Source organism: Nocardia sp. GP40 (genome assembly GCF_050434125.1).
Taxonomy (GTDB): domain Bacteria; phylum Actinomycetota; class Actinomycetes; order Mycobacteriales; family Mycobacteriaceae; genus Nocardia; species Nocardia albiluteola.
The window spans coordinates 196323-211904 of the sequence record NZ_JBNPVW010000014.1 but is presented as its reverse complement, the minus strand read 5'-3'; the positions used below and the strand labels follow the sequence as shown (position 1 = coordinate 211904).

15 protein-coding genes are annotated in these 15582 nt (G+C 66.8%); 13 read left to right on the top strand and 2 right to left on the bottom strand.

From position 1 onward, the window contains the following. Nucleotides 1-178: 178 nt before the first annotated feature. Nucleotides 179-1075 (top strand): aldo/keto reductase, encoded by an 897-nt coding sequence (locus tag ABH933_RS34850; RefSeq protein ID WP_429423942.1) that lies wholly within the window; start codon nucleotides 179-181, stop codon nucleotides 1073-1075. 243 nt (nucleotides 1076-1318) lie between these two features. Here the strand turns inward: ABH933_RS34850 and ABH933_RS34845 are convergent, their stop codons facing one another. Next, nucleotides 1319-2443: an acyl-CoA dehydrogenase family protein gene (locus ABH933_RS34845; RefSeq protein ID WP_429423941.1), complete on the bottom strand. Its 1125-nt coding sequence runs from the start codon at nucleotides 2441-2443 to the stop codon at nucleotides 1319-1321. A gap of 17 nt (nucleotides 2444-2460) precedes the next feature. Then, nucleotides 2461-3654: an acyl-CoA dehydrogenase family protein gene (locus tag ABH933_RS34840; protein ID WP_429423940.1), complete on the bottom strand. Its 1194-nt coding sequence runs from the start codon at nucleotides 3652-3654 to the stop codon at nucleotides 2461-2463. 174 nt (nucleotides 3655-3828) lie between these two features. Here ABH933_RS34840 and ABH933_RS34835 point away from each other — a divergent pair, with 174 nt between their 5' ends. The 12 genes from ABH933_RS34835 (at nucleotide 3829) to ABH933_RS34780 (ending at nucleotide 15580) form a co-directional block, all read left to right on the top strand. Beyond that, entirely contained in the window at nucleotides 3829-4017 is a 189-nt protein-coding gene (locus ABH933_RS34835; RefSeq protein ID WP_215916059.1) for a ferredoxin, read from the top strand. A gap of 136 nt (nucleotides 4018-4153) precedes the next feature. Further along, on the top strand, nucleotides 4154-5044 hold the full coding sequence (locus tag ABH933_RS34830) for a 3-oxoacyl-ACP reductase (RefSeq protein WP_429424065.1): 891 nt from the start codon (nucleotides 4154-4156) through the stop codon (nucleotides 5042-5044). A gap of 271 nt (nucleotides 5045-5315) precedes the next feature. After that, the gene (locus ABH933_RS34825) at nucleotides 5316-6080 is read left to right on the top strand and encodes an MlaE family ABC transporter permease (RefSeq protein WP_215916061.1); all 765 of its coding nucleotides are present in this window, start codon (nucleotides 5316-5318) and stop codon (nucleotides 6078-6080) included. A 4-nt stretch (nucleotides 6081-6084) separates the two neighbouring features. Then, complete coding sequence (locus ABH933_RS34820; protein ID WP_429423939.1) at nucleotides 6085-6936, top strand: MlaE family ABC transporter permease; 852 nt, start codon at nucleotides 6085-6087, stop codon at nucleotides 6934-6936. A 5-nt stretch (nucleotides 6937-6941) separates the two neighbouring features. Further along, entirely contained in the window at nucleotides 6942-8147 is a 1206-nt protein-coding gene (locus ABH933_RS34815; protein ID WP_429423938.1) for an MCE family protein, read from the top strand. Continuing rightward, nucleotides 8144-9175: an MCE family protein gene (locus ABH933_RS34810; RefSeq protein WP_429423937.1), complete on the top strand. Its 1032-nt coding sequence runs from the start codon at nucleotides 8144-8146 to the stop codon at nucleotides 9173-9175. Before ABH933_RS34815 ends, ABH933_RS34810 begins: the two co-directional genes overlap by 4 nt. Next, nucleotides 9172-10230 carry an MCE family protein gene (locus ABH933_RS34805; RefSeq protein WP_429423936.1) on the top strand — a complete coding sequence of 353 codons (1059 nt, stop codon included), beginning with the start codon at nucleotides 9172-9174 and terminating at the stop codon, nucleotides 10228-10230. Before ABH933_RS34810 ends, ABH933_RS34805 begins: the two co-directional genes overlap by 4 nt. Then, entirely contained in the window at nucleotides 10227-11486 is a 1260-nt protein-coding gene (locus ABH933_RS34800; protein WP_429423935.1) for an MCE family protein, read from the top strand. Before ABH933_RS34805 ends, ABH933_RS34800 begins: the two co-directional genes overlap by 4 nt. A 2-nt stretch (nucleotides 11487-11488) precedes the next feature. After that, nucleotides 11489-12718, top strand: a complete 1230-nt coding sequence (locus tag ABH933_RS34795) for an MCE family protein (protein WP_429423934.1) — start codon at nucleotides 11489-11491, stop codon at nucleotides 12716-12718. Then, nucleotides 12715-14133: an MCE family protein gene (locus ABH933_RS34790; RefSeq protein WP_429423933.1), complete on the top strand. Its 1419-nt coding sequence runs from the start codon at nucleotides 12715-12717 to the stop codon at nucleotides 14131-14133. Before ABH933_RS34795 ends, ABH933_RS34790 begins: the two co-directional genes overlap by 4 nt. Beyond that, a complete protein-coding gene (locus ABH933_RS34785) occupies nucleotides 14130-15086 on the top strand; it encodes a hypothetical protein (RefSeq protein WP_429423932.1) in 957 nt (318 codons plus the stop codon). The genes ABH933_RS34790 and ABH933_RS34785 overlap by 4 nt, the downstream gene beginning before the upstream one ends. Continuing rightward, the gene (locus tag ABH933_RS34780) at nucleotides 15083-15580 is read left to right on the top strand and encodes a h domain protein (RefSeq protein ID WP_429423931.1); all 498 of its coding nucleotides are present in this window, start codon (nucleotides 15083-15085) and stop codon (nucleotides 15578-15580) included. Before ABH933_RS34785 ends, ABH933_RS34780 begins: the two co-directional genes overlap by 4 nt. Nucleotides 15581-15582: the final 2 nt, after the last annotated feature.

Sequence of the window (15582 nt, the reverse complement as noted above, 5' to 3'; positions counted from 1 at the left end):
GGGGAGCCGTCGGGGTGGCGGCGTCCGCGGGGGCTTCGACGGGTAGGCGGCTCGCTCGGGCGTCGCGATTACCGGAAGACAAGCGGAGGGCCCTCCGTTTCTGCTAGGCTCGTGTCTATGCGGAGGCTCCTCCGCATAGCTTCGATTCCACTATCCCATCCGGAACAGGAATGCGCAGATGGCAGCTCATCAGGAGATTTCCGGACCCGGCGGCACCGGTCAGCTGGGGGATGTGCGCGTCGCGCGCATCGGATACGGCGCCATGCAGCTCGCCGACCATCACGGCCGCACCTACGACAGGCAGGCCGCCACCGCCGTCCTGCGCCGCGCCGTCGAGCGGGGCGTCAACCACATCGACACCGCCCAGTTCTACGGGGCTGGCGTGGTCAACGACCTGATTCACGGGGCGCTCGCGCCGTATCCGGAGGATCTGGTGCTGGCCACGAAGGTCGGCGCGGTGTACGACGAGGCCGCGCGGCTGCTGGCCGCGCAGCGGCCGCGGGAGCTACGCGAACAGGTGGAGGCCAACCTGAAGGCGCTGGATGTGGACACCCTCGGCGTGGTCAACCTGCGCCGGACGGACATGCCGCCGGGCATCATCGCCGAGGGCGACCAGATCGTCGACCTCGACGACCAGCTGGCCGAGCTGATCGCGCTGCGGGACGAGGGGAAGATCGCCGGAATCGGCCTGAGTCACGTCGACACCGATCAGCTGCGCCGGGCGCTCCCCGCGGGCGTCGTGTGCGTCCAGAACATGTACAACATGCTCGCGCGCTCCGCAGAGCCGGTGCTGGACCTGTGCCGCGCGCATTCCATCGCGTGGGTTCCCTATTTCCCCCTCGGCTCCGCCTTCGAGGGGCTGGCCAAGGTTACCGACCATCCGGCCGTGCGGGAGGCCGCGGCGGCCCTCGATGTCACCCCGGCTCAGATCGGGCTGGCCTGGCAGCTGGCCCACTATGGCAACACGCTGCTCATTCCGGGCACCTCCAACCCGGCCCATCTCGACGAAAACCTGGCGGCGGGCGACATCGTCCTGCCGCCGGACCTGATCGCGACGCTCGACAGCATCGCGTAGGCGGGATAGTCCGCAGCGGTTCCGCTCTGCTCTGACAATGCAGCCGACCGCGGGTCAGGAAACAGTCGCCCAGCCGGTTCAGGCCTGCGCGAAAAAGCGTCTTCCATTCGTCGTCGCCCTGGCCCGCGAACGTCATATCGCGGTGGAACTGGTGAGGCGTCGTCGCGCGCCGGAAATCGATAAGCCGAACGCCCGCACCGGATCCCGACAGGGTCCGGTGCGGGCGTCGCGTGAAGGCCCGAGTCAGTGGCTCTCGGCCAGCTGCGCACCCAGGGCGCGCAGGTGGTCCGTCGCCCCGCCGAGGGCGAATTCGTTGTGCTTGGCGGCGGTGAAGAACTGGTTCACGATGTGGTCGCGGTCGATGCCGACGCCGCCGTGCACGTGGACCACGGTGTGTGCCACGCGATGACCGGCCTCGGCCGCCCAGAACTTCGCAGTGTGGATCTCCGAGGTCGCGGGCAGGCCCTCGGCCAGCCGCCAGGCGGCCTGCTGCACGGCCAGTCGCACGCCCTGCACATCGATGTACCCGTCGGCCAGGCGCTGGGCCACGGCCTGGAAGCTGCCGATCTTCTTGTTGAACTGCTCGCGCTCGCGGGCGTAGTCGGCGACCAGCTCGAGGCCCTTCTCCACCACGCCCAGCTGGTGCGCGGCCAGGCCCAGCCAGGCCCGGTTCAGCAGCCACTCCAGGATTTCCGCGCCCTGCTCGACGGTGCCGACCAATTCCGCCGGGGTGCCGGAGAATTCGAGCTCGGCCTCGGGGGAGCGGTCGGTGACGATCTGATCGGCGATGCGCACACTCGCATCGGACGGATCGACCAGGAAGACGGCCGCCGCACCGGACACCGTGGCGGGCACCAGGATTCGCGAGGCCTGCCGGGCGAACGGCACGGTGGTCTTGAGGCCGATGATGCGCCAGCCGCCGTCCTCGGCGGCGGTGGTCACGGGCTTGGCGGGCTCCCAGTTGCGCTCCTCGCTCAGCGCGACCGTGAGAATCGTTGCGCCCGAGGCGGCCTCGGCGGCCAGCGCGCGCTGCGCCTCGGAACCGAACTGCGCCAGCGCGGCCGCGCCGAGCGCGATCGACCACAGGTACGGCACCGGCGCGACGGCCCTGCCGAGCTCGCGCAGGATCGCGGTCTGCTCCAGCACGCCGAGATCGCTGCCGCCCACCGACCCGGGCAGGGCCGCGGCCAGCACGCCGGTCTCGGCGAGCGAGCTCCACAGCGTTTCGTCGAAGCGCAGCGTCGGGTTGCCTGCGGCGTCGGTGTTCCTGTCCAATTCGCGCAGCCGGTCGGCGGTGACGAGCTTGCCGGTCACCTCGGCGGTGAGCCGGGCCAGGTCCTGCTGCGCCTCTGTCTGAGTGAAATCCATTGTGATTACCTGGCTTTCTAGCGTGCCGAGGCCGGCTGCTTCAGGGCGGTCATGGCGATGATGTCGCGCTGCACCTCGTTGGTGCCGCCGCCGAAGGTGAGGATCAGGCAGGCGCGGTGCATGCGCTCGAGTCGCCCGCGCAGCTGCGCACCCGCCGAGTCCTGTCGCAGGTAGGCCTGCGGGCCCAGGATCTCCATCAGCGAGCGGTAGGCCTCGGTGGCCAGCTCGGTGCCGAGCACCTTGCACGTGGACGCGTTCCACGGCTTGGGCGCGGAGTCGCCGCCCGCGTCCGCTCCGGACGCAATTTCCCAGTTCAGCAGCTTCAGGAATTCGACCTTGGCGTGCACGCGGGCCAGGTTCAGCCGCACCCACTCGCTGTCGATCACGCGGCCGCCGTTGGAGTCCTTGTTGTTCTTGGCCCAGTCCACCGTCTGGGCGAGCGCGAGCTGCAGCGGCGCGGCCGAGGTCAGCGCGACGCGCTCGTGGTTGAGCTGGTTCGTGACCAGCGACCAGCCGCCGTTCTCGGGCCCGACCATGTCCTTGTGCGGGATCCGCACGTCCTGGTAGTAGGTCGCGCTGGTGTCCGGACCGGCCATGGTGTGCACCGGCGTCCAGGAGAAGCCCTCGGCGGTGGTCGGCATGATGAACATGCTGATGCCCTTGTGCTTCTTGGCCGTCGGATCGGTGCGCGCGGCCAGCCAGATGTAGTCGGCGTACTGGATCAGGCTGGTCCACATCTTCTGGCCGTTGATGATCCAGTCGTCGCCGTCACGCACCGCGGAGGTGCGCAGCGAGGCCAGGTCGGTGCCCGCGCCCGGCTCGGAGTAGCCGATGGAGAAGTGCAGCTCACCGGCGGCGATCTTGGGCAGGAAGAACTTCTTCTGCTCCTCGGTGCCGTAGTGCATGATCGTCGGCGCGACCGAGTTGATGGTCAGGAACGGCACCGGCGCGCCCGCGATGGCGGCCTCGTCGGTGAAGATCAGCTGATCCATCGTCGAGCGGTCCTGCCCGCCGTACTCCTTCGGCCAGCCCAGCGCGAGCCAGCCGTCGGCGCCCATCTGCGCGACGACCTCGCGGTAGACATTGCCCTCGCCGTACTCGCCGGTCTGCGAGGACAGCGCCGCGCGGCGCTCGGGGGTGATGAGCTTGGCGAAGTATTCACGCAGCTCCGCGCGTAGCTCTTCTTGTTGCGGGGTATACGCAATCCGCATAGCGGTTAACCTCGTTGTTCGTTCGATAGCTAGCCGACATGGGCTAGGCGGTTGTCCCGATCATTGCACAACTACTGAAACATGTTCCAGTATGGACCTGGAATCGGGCCGGAGTCTTCGCCTCATCGCGGGCGGCTTGTAGGCTCGGTGTCACCTGCGGTGAAGGAGATATCAATGAAGGTCAGCGTCGATTTCGACCAGTGCGAGGCCAACGGAATCTGCGTCGGATACGCCCCCGACGTGTTCGAACTCGATGACGAGGACAACCTGCACGTCGCCTCGGGTGACGTGGCCGCCGATCAGCTCGAGGCTGTGAAGACCGCGGTCGCCCAGTGCCCCAAGGCGGCGCTGAAGCTCGTCTGAGCCGATGCTTGCCGTTAACTGGAACACGTTCTAGAGTCGGGGCGTGAGTGAGCGAAGCGAGCGAACCGATAGCACAGCGTGCGGCACGCTCGACGGCACCGAGCGCCAGCGAGGGGCCGACGGGCGTGAATCTGATCTGACCCTGGCCGGCAAAGCAGCGATTGTGACGGGCGCGGGCGCCGGGCTGGGGCGGGCGGAGGCGCTTGCCCTGGCCGCGGCCGGCGCCTCGGTCGTCGTCAATGATCTTGTCGAAAACGACGCGGTGTCTGCGACGCTCGCGGATATTCGCGCACTGGGCGCCAAGGCCGAATTCGTCGCGGGGAGTATTGCGGAACGAACCACTGCCGATGCATTGATTCGCACGGCCGACGAGACCTTCGGCGGCGTCGACATCGTGGTGAACAATGCCGGAATTGTCCGCGACCGAATGCTTTTCAATCTCTCCGACGAGGACTGGGACGCGGTCATCGCGGTGCACCTGCGCGGCCATTTCCTGTTGTCGCGCAACGCCGCCGCGTACTGGCGCGGCAAATCCAAGGAATCCGGCGCGCCGGTCTACGGCCGATTGATCAACACCTCGTCCGAGGCCGGTCTGCTCGGCCCGGAGGGGCAGCCGAACTATGCCGCCGCCAAGGCGGGCATCACGGCGCTGACCTTGTCCGCATCGCGCGCGCTGTCGCGATATGGCGTGCGCGCCAACGCAATCTGCCCGCGGGCGCGCACCGCGATGACCGAAAAGGTGTTTTCCGACGCGCCCGAGCAGGACGTGGATCCGCTCTCTCCCGATCATGTGGCGCGCCTGGTCACGTACCTGGCCTCGCCCGCCGCGGATGCGGTGAGCGGTCAGGTATTCGTCGTCTACGGGCCGATGGTGGCGCTGATGGCCGCCCCGGTCGTCGAGGCGCGCTTCGATGCCGCCGGTGCGGAATGGGCGCCCGGGGATTTGGCGGACACGCTCGGCGCATATTTCGCCGAACGTCCCGCGGGGCGTACGTTTTCCGCATCATCCCTGCACGATCTCGGCTGAGTAGGCGACGCCACCGCCGCGTTGGTTGATCGGCGGTCCACCAGTTGGTAGACATGGTCATCGACGGTGTGCGGCGACTCGCATAGGTGCTCCTTACGCTGTATGAACAAGTTCTAACTTTAAATCTACGGCGAGGCGAGAAAGAGCAGTTCAATATCATCAAATGGTGCTCGACAACAGAGTGAACGTGTTCTAATCTTTCAGGCGGATGGCAAGGTGAGACGGCCATCACAGGCTCGACGTGCAAGGCATGGCAAGGAGGAAGTCGGGAATGAACGAGGTTCTTGCCGTGCCGTTGCGAGCGGTCGGCGGGTTCTTCGAACTCACTGCCCAGGTGGCCCGGGCGATCGTCCGGCCGCCCTTTCAGCGCCGTGAATTCGTCGACCAGGCATGGTTCATCGCCCGGGTTTCGATCATTCCGACCCTGCTGGTTGCCATTCCGTTCACCGTCCTGGTGAGCTTCACCCTGAACATTCTGCTGCGCGAGATCGGCGCGGCCGACCTGTCCGGCGCCGGTGCGGCATTCGGCACCGTGACCCAGATCGGGCCGATGGTCACCGTGCTGATCGTGGCCGGCGCGGGCGCCACCGCGATCTGCGCGGATCTGGGCGCCCGCACCATCCGCGAAGAGATCGACGCGATGAAGGTGCTCGGCATCGACCCCATCCAGCGCCTCGTGGTGCCGCGGGTGCTGGCCTCGATGTTCGTCGCGGCCCTACTGAACGGCCTGGTCTGCGTCATCGGCATCGGCGGCGGTTTCCTGTTCTCGGTCTTCCTGCAGGGCGTCAATCCCGGCGCCTTCGTCAACGGCATCACGCTGCTGACGCACCTGCCCGAACTGGTCATCGCCGAAATCAAGGCCACGCTGTTCGGCCTCGCGGCCGGGCTGACGGCCTGCTACCTGGGCCTGAATGTCAAGGGCGGGCCCAAGAGCGTCGGCGACGCAGTCAATCAGACGGTGGTGTTCTCCTTCATGGTTCTGTTCGTGCTGAATGTGGTGGTCACCGCGGCCGGCATCAAGTTCACGGTGCGGTGACGACATGGCCTCCGTGATACATGCTCGCTTCCCGCGTACGGTACGACGCGTGCGCCGGATGTCCGAATCACTCGACAATGTTGGGCGCCACGCCCTCTTCTACGCCGAATCGCTGCGTTCGGTGCCCAAGGCGTTCTACAGCTATCGCACCGAGACCATCCGGCTGATCGCCGAAATCAGCATGGGCACGGGCGCTCTGGCCGTGATCGGCGGCACCGTGGTGATCGTGGGCTTCCTGACCCTGTTCGCCGGCGGCACGATCGCGGTGCAGGGCTACAGCTCGCTGGGCAACATCGGCGTCGAGGCGCTGACCGGTTTCTTCGCGGCATTCATCAACGTGCGCATTGCGGCGCCGGTGATTTCGGGCATCGGCCTGGCCGCGACCATCGGCGCGGGCGCCACCGCACAGCTCGGCGCGATGCGGGTGTCCGAGGAGATCGATGCGCTCGAGGTCATGGCGATCCGCCCGGTGCCGTTCCTGATCGGGACCCGGGTGCTGGCCGGAATGATCGCCATCGTTCCGCTGTACTCGCTGGCCGTGATCGCCTCGTTCGTCGCCAGTCGCTTTGCGACAGTGGTGATCTACGGCCAGTCGGCCGGCGTGTACGACCACTACTTCTCGACGTTCCTGATTCCCGGCGACATCCTCTGGTCGTTCGTGCAGGCGATCTTCATGGCCCTGGCGGTCATGATGATTCACACGTACTACGGCTACCACGCGTCGGGTGGTCCGGTCGGTGTCGGCGTCGCGGTCGGTAATGCGGTGCGTGCCTCGCTGGTCGCGGTGGTGATGGTGACCCTGCTGGTCTCGCTGGCCATCTACGGCACCTCCGGCAATTTCCATCTCTCCGGGTAGGCGGTATGGCGAGAAACAGACTTGTCGAAAAGTCGGGCGGCGGAAGGAGTTTCGGCATCAAGCTGGCGGGCGTGGCCTTCGTGCTGAGCCTGGCCGCGGTGGTCGCGATCGCGCTGACCATGTTCGTGGGCGGATTCACCAACACCGAGGCGATCTACGTCGACGCACCGCGCGCGGGCTTGGTCATGGACAAGGACGCCAAGGTGAAGATGCGCGGTGTCGAGATCGGCACCGTCCAGTCGATCACCTACACCGGCGACGGCGCCCGGCTGCAGCTGGCGATCACGCCGGACCAGCTGAAGCTGGTGCCCTCCAACGCGGGCGTGGACATCGCCTCCACCACCGTGTTCGGCGCCAAGTACGTGAATTTCACACCGCCGCAACAGCCTTCGGGTGAGTCGCTGCGGCCCGGGCAGACCGTGGACGCGCAGCACGTCACCGTCGAATTCAACACCCTGTTCCAGCAGCTCACGCAGGTGCTGGCAAAGGTGAACCCGGAGAAGCTGAATGCGACGCTGACCGCGCTGGGCACCGCGCTGCAGGGGCGCGGGGACAAGCTGGGGCAGCTGCTGTCCGACAGCGATACCTATTTGAAGGACATCAACCCGAGTCTGCCCGCGCTGCAACGCGATCTGCGCTCGACCGCGGGAGTGGGGAACATCTACGGCGACACGGCCCCGGATCTGTTGCGTACCACCAACAACGCCACGGTCACCAGCAAGAGCATCGTCGATGAGGAGCACAACTTCGACCTGATGCTGGCGAATCTGATCGGCCTGGCCAACACCACGCAGCCGATCCTGACCGACAACCAGAAGCCCTTGGTGACGGCGCTGGATCTGTTGCGGCCCACCACGGACCTGCTCTATCAGGACCGCGCCTCGCTGCCGTGCGTCATCAACGCGTTCGGCGACAACTGGGCGCTGTACCAGCGGATCTTCGGCGGCACCGGACAGGGCCTGCTTCTGGACGCGGGCTTCATGCCGGGCGGCGAGCCGTACCACTATCCGCAGGACCTGCCGAAGGTGAACGCCAGCGGCCCCGTGATCTGCGAGAACCTGCAGAACCGAGTGCCGGGCAGCCACTCCAACTTCCGGGTGTTCGACACCGCCCAGGGGGAGGTGTGGACTCCCGAGCTGCATTGGCACACGAACGGCCCGTCGGTGTTCCAGTTGCTGTTCGCCGGACTGCCGGGGGTGCCGAAGCCATGAGATTCAGACCGCACGCCTCGACCGTCAAGGTCGGGATCTTCACCCTCGTCATGATCGTGGTCCTGGGCTTCCTCGTCGTGATCTTCGATCAGATGCGGTTCTCCAGCGAGACCGGCTTCCACGCGGTGTTCACCAATTCCTCCGGCATGCTGCCGGGCGCGAAGGTGCGCATCGCGGGTGTGCCGGTCGGGACGGTGACGCGGGTGTCCGTCGGCAAGGACGATCTCGCGCACGTGGATTTCGACGTCGACAGCCAGTACCAGCTGCTGCGCAGCACCCACGCGACCATCCGGTACGAAAACCTCGTGGGTGACCGCTACCTGGAACTGCTGGACAGTCCCGGCAGCAATCAGCCGCTGTCCAAGGGCGGCACCATCGGGCTCGACCAGACCAAGCCCGCCCTGGATCTGGACATGCTGCTGGGCGGATTCAAGCCGCTGCTGCGCGGCCTGGACCCCAACCAGGTGAACTCGCTGACGAACGCACTGCTGCAGGTCTTTCAGGGCCAGGGCGGCGCGCTCGTGGCCCTGCTGAACAGCGGCGGTTCGTTCGCCAAGACGATCGCCGACCGGGATGCGCTGATCGGCAACGTGATAACCGACCTGAACACCGTCCTGGGCACGATCGACGCGCACAGCAAGGAATTCGACGGCACGCTGACCGAGCTGCAGCGGCTGATCAGCGGCCTGGCCGCGGACCGGGATCCGATCGGCGCCGCGCTGCCGAAACTGGCCGATGCGACCACCGACCTGACGGGTCTGCTGCGCGAGGCCCGGCCCGATCTGAACCAGAGCTTCAACCAGCTGGGCCGGGTCGCGACCAACCTCGACGATCACTCCGACGAGGTGCAGGCGATTCTCCAGAAGCTGCCGGCGGCATACAAGCAGCTGGTCCGGGTCGGCTCCTACGGATCGTTCATGAACATGTACTTCTGCGGCGGGCAGGCGCTCGCGACCGGTCCGGACGGCAAGCCGTGGGAGATCGATCTGCCGGGCAACCAGACGACCGGAAGGTGCGCGGCCAAGTGAACGAGAATCGATCACTGATCAACATCGGCATCGTCGGCCTGGTCATGGCAACGGCAATAGCGTTGTCCGCGTTGCAGTTCGACAAGCTCCCCTTCGTGCGATCGGGCGCCGATTTCACCGCCTACTTCGCCGATGCCGGTGGGCTGCAGCCCGGCGACGAGGTCCAGGTGGCCGGCGTGCGCTCGGGGAAGATCGAGTCGCTCGAGCTGGACGGCGCCAAGGTGCTGGTGAAGTTCTCGCTCGACGAGCAGATCCGGCTGGGGAAGGCAACGAGTGCCGCGATCAAGTCGAATACGGTGCTGGGCCGCAAGTCGCTGGCGGTGACGCCGTCGGGCGACGGGGCGATCCGGGTCGACGACACGATTCCGTTGAGCCGCACCACCTCTCCGTACTCGCTCACCGACGCGCTCGGCGACCTGTCCACCACGGTCCAGGGGCTGGACCTGGGCCAGGTGAACAAGACCCTCGACACGCTGTCGCAGACCTTCGCCGACACCCCGGCGCCGCTGCGGTCCGCCCTGGACGGCGTCACGGACCTCTCGCGCAGCCTGAACAAGCGCGACCAGGCCCTGTCCGATCTGCTCAGCCACGCGCAGAACGTCACCAAGGTCCTCGCCGATCGCAAGACTCAGCTCGACGGCCTGCTGGTGGACGGCAACGACCTGCTCGGCGAGCTGAACAACCGGCGCCAGGCGATCAGCCAGCTGATCGTGTACGTCAACGGGGTGGCGCAGCAGCTCACGGGTTTCGTCAACGACAACGAGGCTCTGCTGAAACCCGCACTGGACAAGCTGAACTCGGTGCTGCAACTGCTGCAGAACAACAAGGACAACCTCGACAAGGCCCTGGACGAGGTCGGTCCGTACGCGGCCGCGCTCGGTGAGCAGGTCGGCAGCGGCCCGTATTTCCAGGCGTACGTGTCCAACTGGACGAGTAAGACGCTGCGCATGCTGGTCGACGGACTGGTGTGGCCGCAGCGGCTGCCGCAGACGTTCGGGGAGTACTCGGCCGGCGGGGTCCAGGTCAAGCCTGCACAGGAGGCGCCGCCGCGATGAACGCGATACGCAGCAATATGTCCCGAGTGCCGCGCTGGGTGCGGATCATTGCCGGGGTCCTGGTGGTCGCCCTGGCCGGCTGGGTCGTCTACGGCGCGGTCACCAATATCGGCAAGACGCACATCACCGCGTACTTCCCGTCGACCAACGGCATCTACTCCGGCGACAACGTGGAGATCCTCGGTGTCAAGGTCGGCAGGATCGATTCGATCGAGCCGGGCAAGGACAACGTGAAGGTGACGATGACGGTCGATCGCGGGGTCGACATCCCGGCCGACGCGCGCGGTGTCATCATCTCGCCCTCGCTGGTGTCGGCCCGGTTCGTGCAGCTCGCCCCCGCCTACACCGGCGGCCCGAAGATGCACGACAACGCCGTGATCCCGATCGAGCGCACCGCGGTTCCGGTGGAGTGGGACGACATCAAGGCGGAACTGACCAAGCTGTCCAAGGCCCTCGGGCCCGAGGGCAACGACAAGCAGGGCTCGCTCGGCCGGTTCCTGAACACCGCCGACGCCAATCTCGGCAACGGCAATGCCCAGTCCCTGCGCGACACCCTGCACGAGCTGTCCACCACGCTCGGCACCCTGTCCGACAGCCGCAGCGACCTGTTCGGCACGATTCGCAATCTGCAGCAGCTGGTCGACGTGCTGTCCAAGAGCAACGACCAGATCGTCCAGTTCGGTGGCCGGCTGGCCTCGGTCTCCTCGGTGCTGTCCGGGGTATCGACGGATCTCGGCACGGGACTGGACAATCTGGCCTCGGCCATCGCCGACGTCAAGCAGTTCCTGGACGAGCGCGGTCCGGCCCTGACCGAGAGCGTGCAGCGGCTGGGTAACGTCACCCAGATCCTGGTCGACAAGAAGTCCGACCTGGAGAACCTGCTGCACGATGCCCCCAACGGGCTGGCGAACTTCTACCAGATCTACAAGCCCGCCCAGGGCAGCCTCGCGGGCGACGTCGTCTTCGACAACCTGGCCAATCCGCTTGCCTTCCTGTGTGGTTCGGTGGAGGCCATCGGCGCGGATGATTCCGCGAAGTCCGCGGCGCTGTGCCGGCAGTTCCTGGCGCCCATCGTCAGCTCGCTGACGGTGAATTACCCACCGCTGCTGCTGAATCCGGTCTCCACCCAGGTGGCGTTCCCGAGTCAGCTCGAATTCAGTACCTCTGCGCTCGCGCAGCAGGCGGCCCGTCAAGGCATTCCGGTCAATGTGCCGAACGGCATCAACGGCCTGGCAGTTCCGGAGGCAAGGCGATGAGGATGCGGACGCGAAAGCGCGTTGCCGGCGCGGCGGTCGGGCTCGCGGTGCTGTTGGGCGCCACGGGATGTCAGTGGGACGGCCTGAACACGCTGCCCATGCCCGGCGCGGCCGGAACGGGGGCGGGCTCGTGGCAGGTGCGCATTCAGATGCCGAATGTCACCACCCTCACCCGCAATTCGCCGGTGATGGTCGACGACGTCACGGTCGGCACGGTGACCTCGATCGAGGTCCAGGACTGGCACGCGCTGGTCACCGTCAGCCTCGACAAGGGCGTGCAGCTGCCGGAGAACACCGTGGCCAGCGTGGGCCAGACCAGTCTGCTGGGCAGCAATCACGTCGAACTGGCCGCGCCGACCGATACCCCGCCGCAGGGACAGCTGAAGAACGGCGATCTCATTCCGCTGGCCCATGCCGGGGTGTACCCGACCACCGAGCAGACGCTCTCGTCGCTGTCGGTGGTGCTCAACGGCGGCGGCATCTCGCAGCTGCAGACCATCACGCACGAGCTGAACGCGACTTTTTCCGGGCGCGAGAACAACATTCGCGACCTGATCCCGCAGCTGCAGCAGCTGACGGCGTCGCTGAATCAGCAGACCGGCGACATCATCAACGCGATGAACGGGCTCGATCATTTCGGCGGAGTGCTTGCCAGGCAGAAGGATGACGTGGCCAATGCCATCCAGAACATTCATCCGGCGCTGACGGTGCTGGCGGATCGTCGTCCGACCATTACCAAGACGATCACCTCGCTGGGCGATCTCAGCGCCGTCGTCGATCAGATCATCAACCAGGGCGGGGACAACCTGAAGGCGGAGCTCGCGGATCTGTGGCCGGTGCTGAAGGGCCTCGCCGACACCGGCAACAACCTGACGACCGCGCTGCAGGCGCTGTTCACCTTCCCCTTCCCGGTCTTCCAGATCGACAAGGCGATCAAGGGCGACTTCTTCAACCTCTACGTCACCTACGACGTCACCGCGCCGCGCCTGGACTCGAACTTCCTGACCGGCACGTCGCTCGGCGGCCACTTCGGCGGCGTGCAGGCGAAGTACGGCGTCGAGGCCGCGTTGGGCACCTTCGCCGGAACCGGCGGCGTGAAGGGTGATCCCGTGCAGGGACCGCTGCAGGGGCCGCCCAAGCCGGGCATTCCCGGACTGCCGCCGATCCCCGGCCTCCCGTCCATCCCCGGATTGACGGCTCCGACTGCGCCGCAAGGAGGCTCGGGTCGATGAAGCTCACCAGATTCGTCCGGACGCAGCTGGTCATCTTCGCGGTGCTGACGCTGGTCGGCATCGTCGTGATGGCCGGGGTGTACGTGCACCTGCCGGCGATGGTGTTCGGCATCGGGCGCCACACCGTGACGGTCGATCTGCCGGCCACCGGTGGGTTGTATCCCACGGCCAATGTGGCCTACCGCGGCACGAATATCGGCAAGGTCGAGAAGGTCCTGCTCACGCCCGACGGCGTCCAGGCGAAGCTGTCGATCAACAGCGACGCCAAGGTGCCCGACAACGTGAACGCCGATATCAAGAGCGTGTCCGCCATCGGCGAGCAGTATGTGGACCTGGTGCCGCCGGCGTCGGCGAGCAGCCACAATCTCGCCGACGGCGCGGTCATTCCCGCCGAGCGCACCCGTCTGCCGCAGGATGTCGGCGCCATGCTCGACCAGGCGAACCGGCTGCTGGTGAGCATCAGCGACACCAAGCTGCAGCAGGTGATCGACGAGGCGTTCATCGCGTTCGACGGCGCCGGCCCGGATCTGGGCAGGTTCATCGACTCCGCCTCGCTGCTGGTGCAGGAGGCGAAGGCGAACACCGCCGAGACCAAGGACCTGCTGGACAAGGTCGGTCCGTTGCTCGACACCCAGAACCAGTCGGCCGCGGCCATTCACGAATGGACCCGCGATCTGGCGACCGTCACCGATCAACTGCGCCAACACGATCCGTCGCTGCGCAAGTTGATCGAGCAGACCCCGTCCTCGGCCGAGAAGATCTCCTCGACCTTCCAGGACCTGAAGCCGACACTGCCGATCCTGCTGTCGAACCTCGTGAGCCTCGGCCAGGTGGGCGTCACGTATCACGCTGGGCTGCAACAGGTCCTGGTCGTGTTCCCGCCGTTGATGTCGGCGCTGATGACCGCCGCGAAGAGCGGTACCAACCCCGAAAAATATGGTGTGCGTGTGGATTTCGCGCTCGGGCTGAACGACCCGGCGGGCTGCCTGACGGGTTTCCTGCCGCCGAGCCAGTGGCGCTCGCCGGCCGACCTCACTACCCCCGACACGCCTCCGAACCTGTACTGCAAGGTCGCGCAGAACGCCCCGGAGGCGGTGCGCGGCATCCGCAACTTCCCGTGTGCCGATCATCCCGGCAAGCGGGCGCCCTCGGTCGAGCTGTGCGACGATCCGCGCGGTTACGTGCCGCAGGGACCCAACCTGCCGCCGATCGGAGGCGGGGTGCCGGCCGCGGACAATTCCCCCGCTCCGGCGGCCATCCATCCGGCCTCGTTCGAGAATCGGCAATACGATCCGGGCACCGGCACCTTCCTGGGGCCGGACGGCCGCACCTACCGTGAGGGCGATATCGCCTCGAACGGTTCGGGTACAGTGCCGTCCAGTCTGCAGGCGATGTTAGAGGAGCAGCAGCAGTGACTGAACCGGAAAAGCGAGGTGGGCGGCAGCGGCGCCGCGTCGTGCGGCCCGCCGGACCGGCGGGCGAGGGTGTCGAGCAGTCCGCGGCACCGGTGGTCGAGAGCGTTGAGCCCACCGTCCGGTCGACCGCCGCCGCGGTGCAGCCGGACGCGTCCGAGGCGGTCGGCGGCGCGGCCGCGGTCCCGGTGGACGAGCCCATCGCAGAGTCGGACGTCACGGTGAAATCGGAAGCTGCAGAGCCGGTTTCGGCCGAGGCTGCGAACGCCACGGTGAGACTCGACGCCGCCGAGCCGGTTCCGGCCGAGGCTGCGAACGCCACGGTGAAAATCGACGCCGCCGAGCCGGTTCCGGCGAAATCCGCGACCGATTCGGGCGCCGAGCTGTGGACGCCGCAGGCCGTTCCCTCCGACTCCGCCGCTCCGGCAGCGGATTCCGCGGAATCGGACGGGGAACCGTCTCGCAGGCTCGGCTGGATCGGCTGGATCGCCGCGGCGGTCGCGGCGGTATCGGCACTGGTCATGCTCGGCTCCGGCGGTTTCCTGATCTACCACCAGCACCAGGTGAACGCGCTGCAGGAGCGGCGCGCGGCATACGTGCAGACCGCCAAGCAGGTCGTGCTGAATCTGACCGATATCTCCGGTGATACCGCGCCGCAGGATATCGACCGGGTACTGGCGGTGGCCTCGGGTGACCTGAAGGTCGAATACACCCAGCGCAAGGATGCCTACGCGCAGGTCATTCAGCAGGCCAAGGTCAAGGCCACCGGTGAGGTCATCGAGGCGGCGATCGAGAGCGAGGACGCGCACAACGCCGTGGTGCTGGTCGCGGCCAAGCAGACGTTGACCAACGCCGGTTCGCCCGACCCTCAGCAGCGCTACTACCGCTTCCGGATCACCGTCGCCCGCGACGATTCCGGGCAGATGACCGGCTCGAAGGTGGAGTTCGTGGCATGACAAGCATCAAGAACAATCTGCGCGCCGTTCTGATCGTCTGCGCAGCAATCCTTTTCGTGGCCGCGGGCGTCGTCGGCGGGTTCTCCGGATTCAAGGTGTGGTCCGACCGTCAGACCGAGCAGGCGCGCACCCAGTCCGTCGCCGCCGCCCGGCAAAGCGTCGAATCCATGTTCAGCTACGACTATCACAGCGTCGACACCGAACTTCCCAAGATCGGGCCGAGCCTCACGCCCAGCTTCCGCGCCGACTACATGAAGCTGGTGACCGACGTGATCGCCAAGGGCGCCAAGGAAAAACAGCTCACGGTTCACGCCACCACGCAGGCCGCGGGCATCGTCTCCGCGGACCGTTCGCACGCTGTCGTGCTGCTGTACCTGAACCAGGTGACCACCGGTAAGGATTCGCCGCAGGGGACCGTGACCCCCAGCCGCGTCCGGGTGAACCTGGAGCGGGACAACGGGCGCTGGCTGGTCGGGAACGTCACCCCGATCTAGGG

Bases quoted from the DNA above. Each gene is read 5' to 3' on its own strand.
- ABH933_RS34850 (WP_429423942.1), top strand. From the start codon at position 179: ATGGCAGCTCATCAGGAGATTTCCGGACCCGGCGGCACCGGTCAGCTG.
- ABH933_RS34845 (WP_429423941.1), bottom strand. From the start codon at position 2,443: ATGGATTTCACTCAGACAGAGGCGCAGCAGGACCTGGCCCGGCTCACC.
- ABH933_RS34840 (WP_429423940.1), bottom strand. From the start codon at position 3,654: ATGCGGATTGCGTATACCCCGCAACAAGAAGAGCTACGCGCGGAGCTG.
- ABH933_RS34835 (WP_215916059.1), top strand. From the start codon at position 3,829: ATGAAGGTCAGCGTCGATTTCGACCAGTGCGAGGCCAACGGAATCTGC.
- ABH933_RS34825 (WP_215916061.1), top strand. From the start codon at position 5,316: ATGAACGAGGTTCTTGCCGTGCCGTTGCGAGCGGTCGGCGGGTTCTTC.
- ABH933_RS34820 (WP_429423939.1), top strand. From the start codon at position 6,085: ATGGCCTCCGTGATACATGCTCGCTTCCCGCGTACGGTACGACGCGTG.
- ABH933_RS34815 (WP_429423938.1), top strand. From the start codon at position 6,942: ATGGCGAGAAACAGACTTGTCGAAAAGTCGGGCGGCGGAAGGAGTTTC.
- ABH933_RS34810 (WP_429423937.1), top strand. From the start codon at position 8,144: ATGAGATTCAGACCGCACGCCTCGACCGTCAAGGTCGGGATCTTCACC.
- ABH933_RS34800 (WP_429423935.1), top strand. From the start codon at position 10,227: ATGAACGCGATACGCAGCAATATGTCCCGAGTGCCGCGCTGGGTGCGG.
- ABH933_RS34795 (WP_429423934.1), top strand. From the start codon at position 11,489: ATGCGGACGCGAAAGCGCGTTGCCGGCGCGGCGGTCGGGCTCGCGGTG.
- ABH933_RS34790 (WP_429423933.1), top strand. From the start codon at position 12,715: ATGAAGCTCACCAGATTCGTCCGGACGCAGCTGGTCATCTTCGCGGTG.
- ABH933_RS34780 (WP_429423931.1), top strand. From the start codon at position 15,083: ATGACAAGCATCAAGAACAATCTGCGCGCCGTTCTGATCGTCTGCGCA.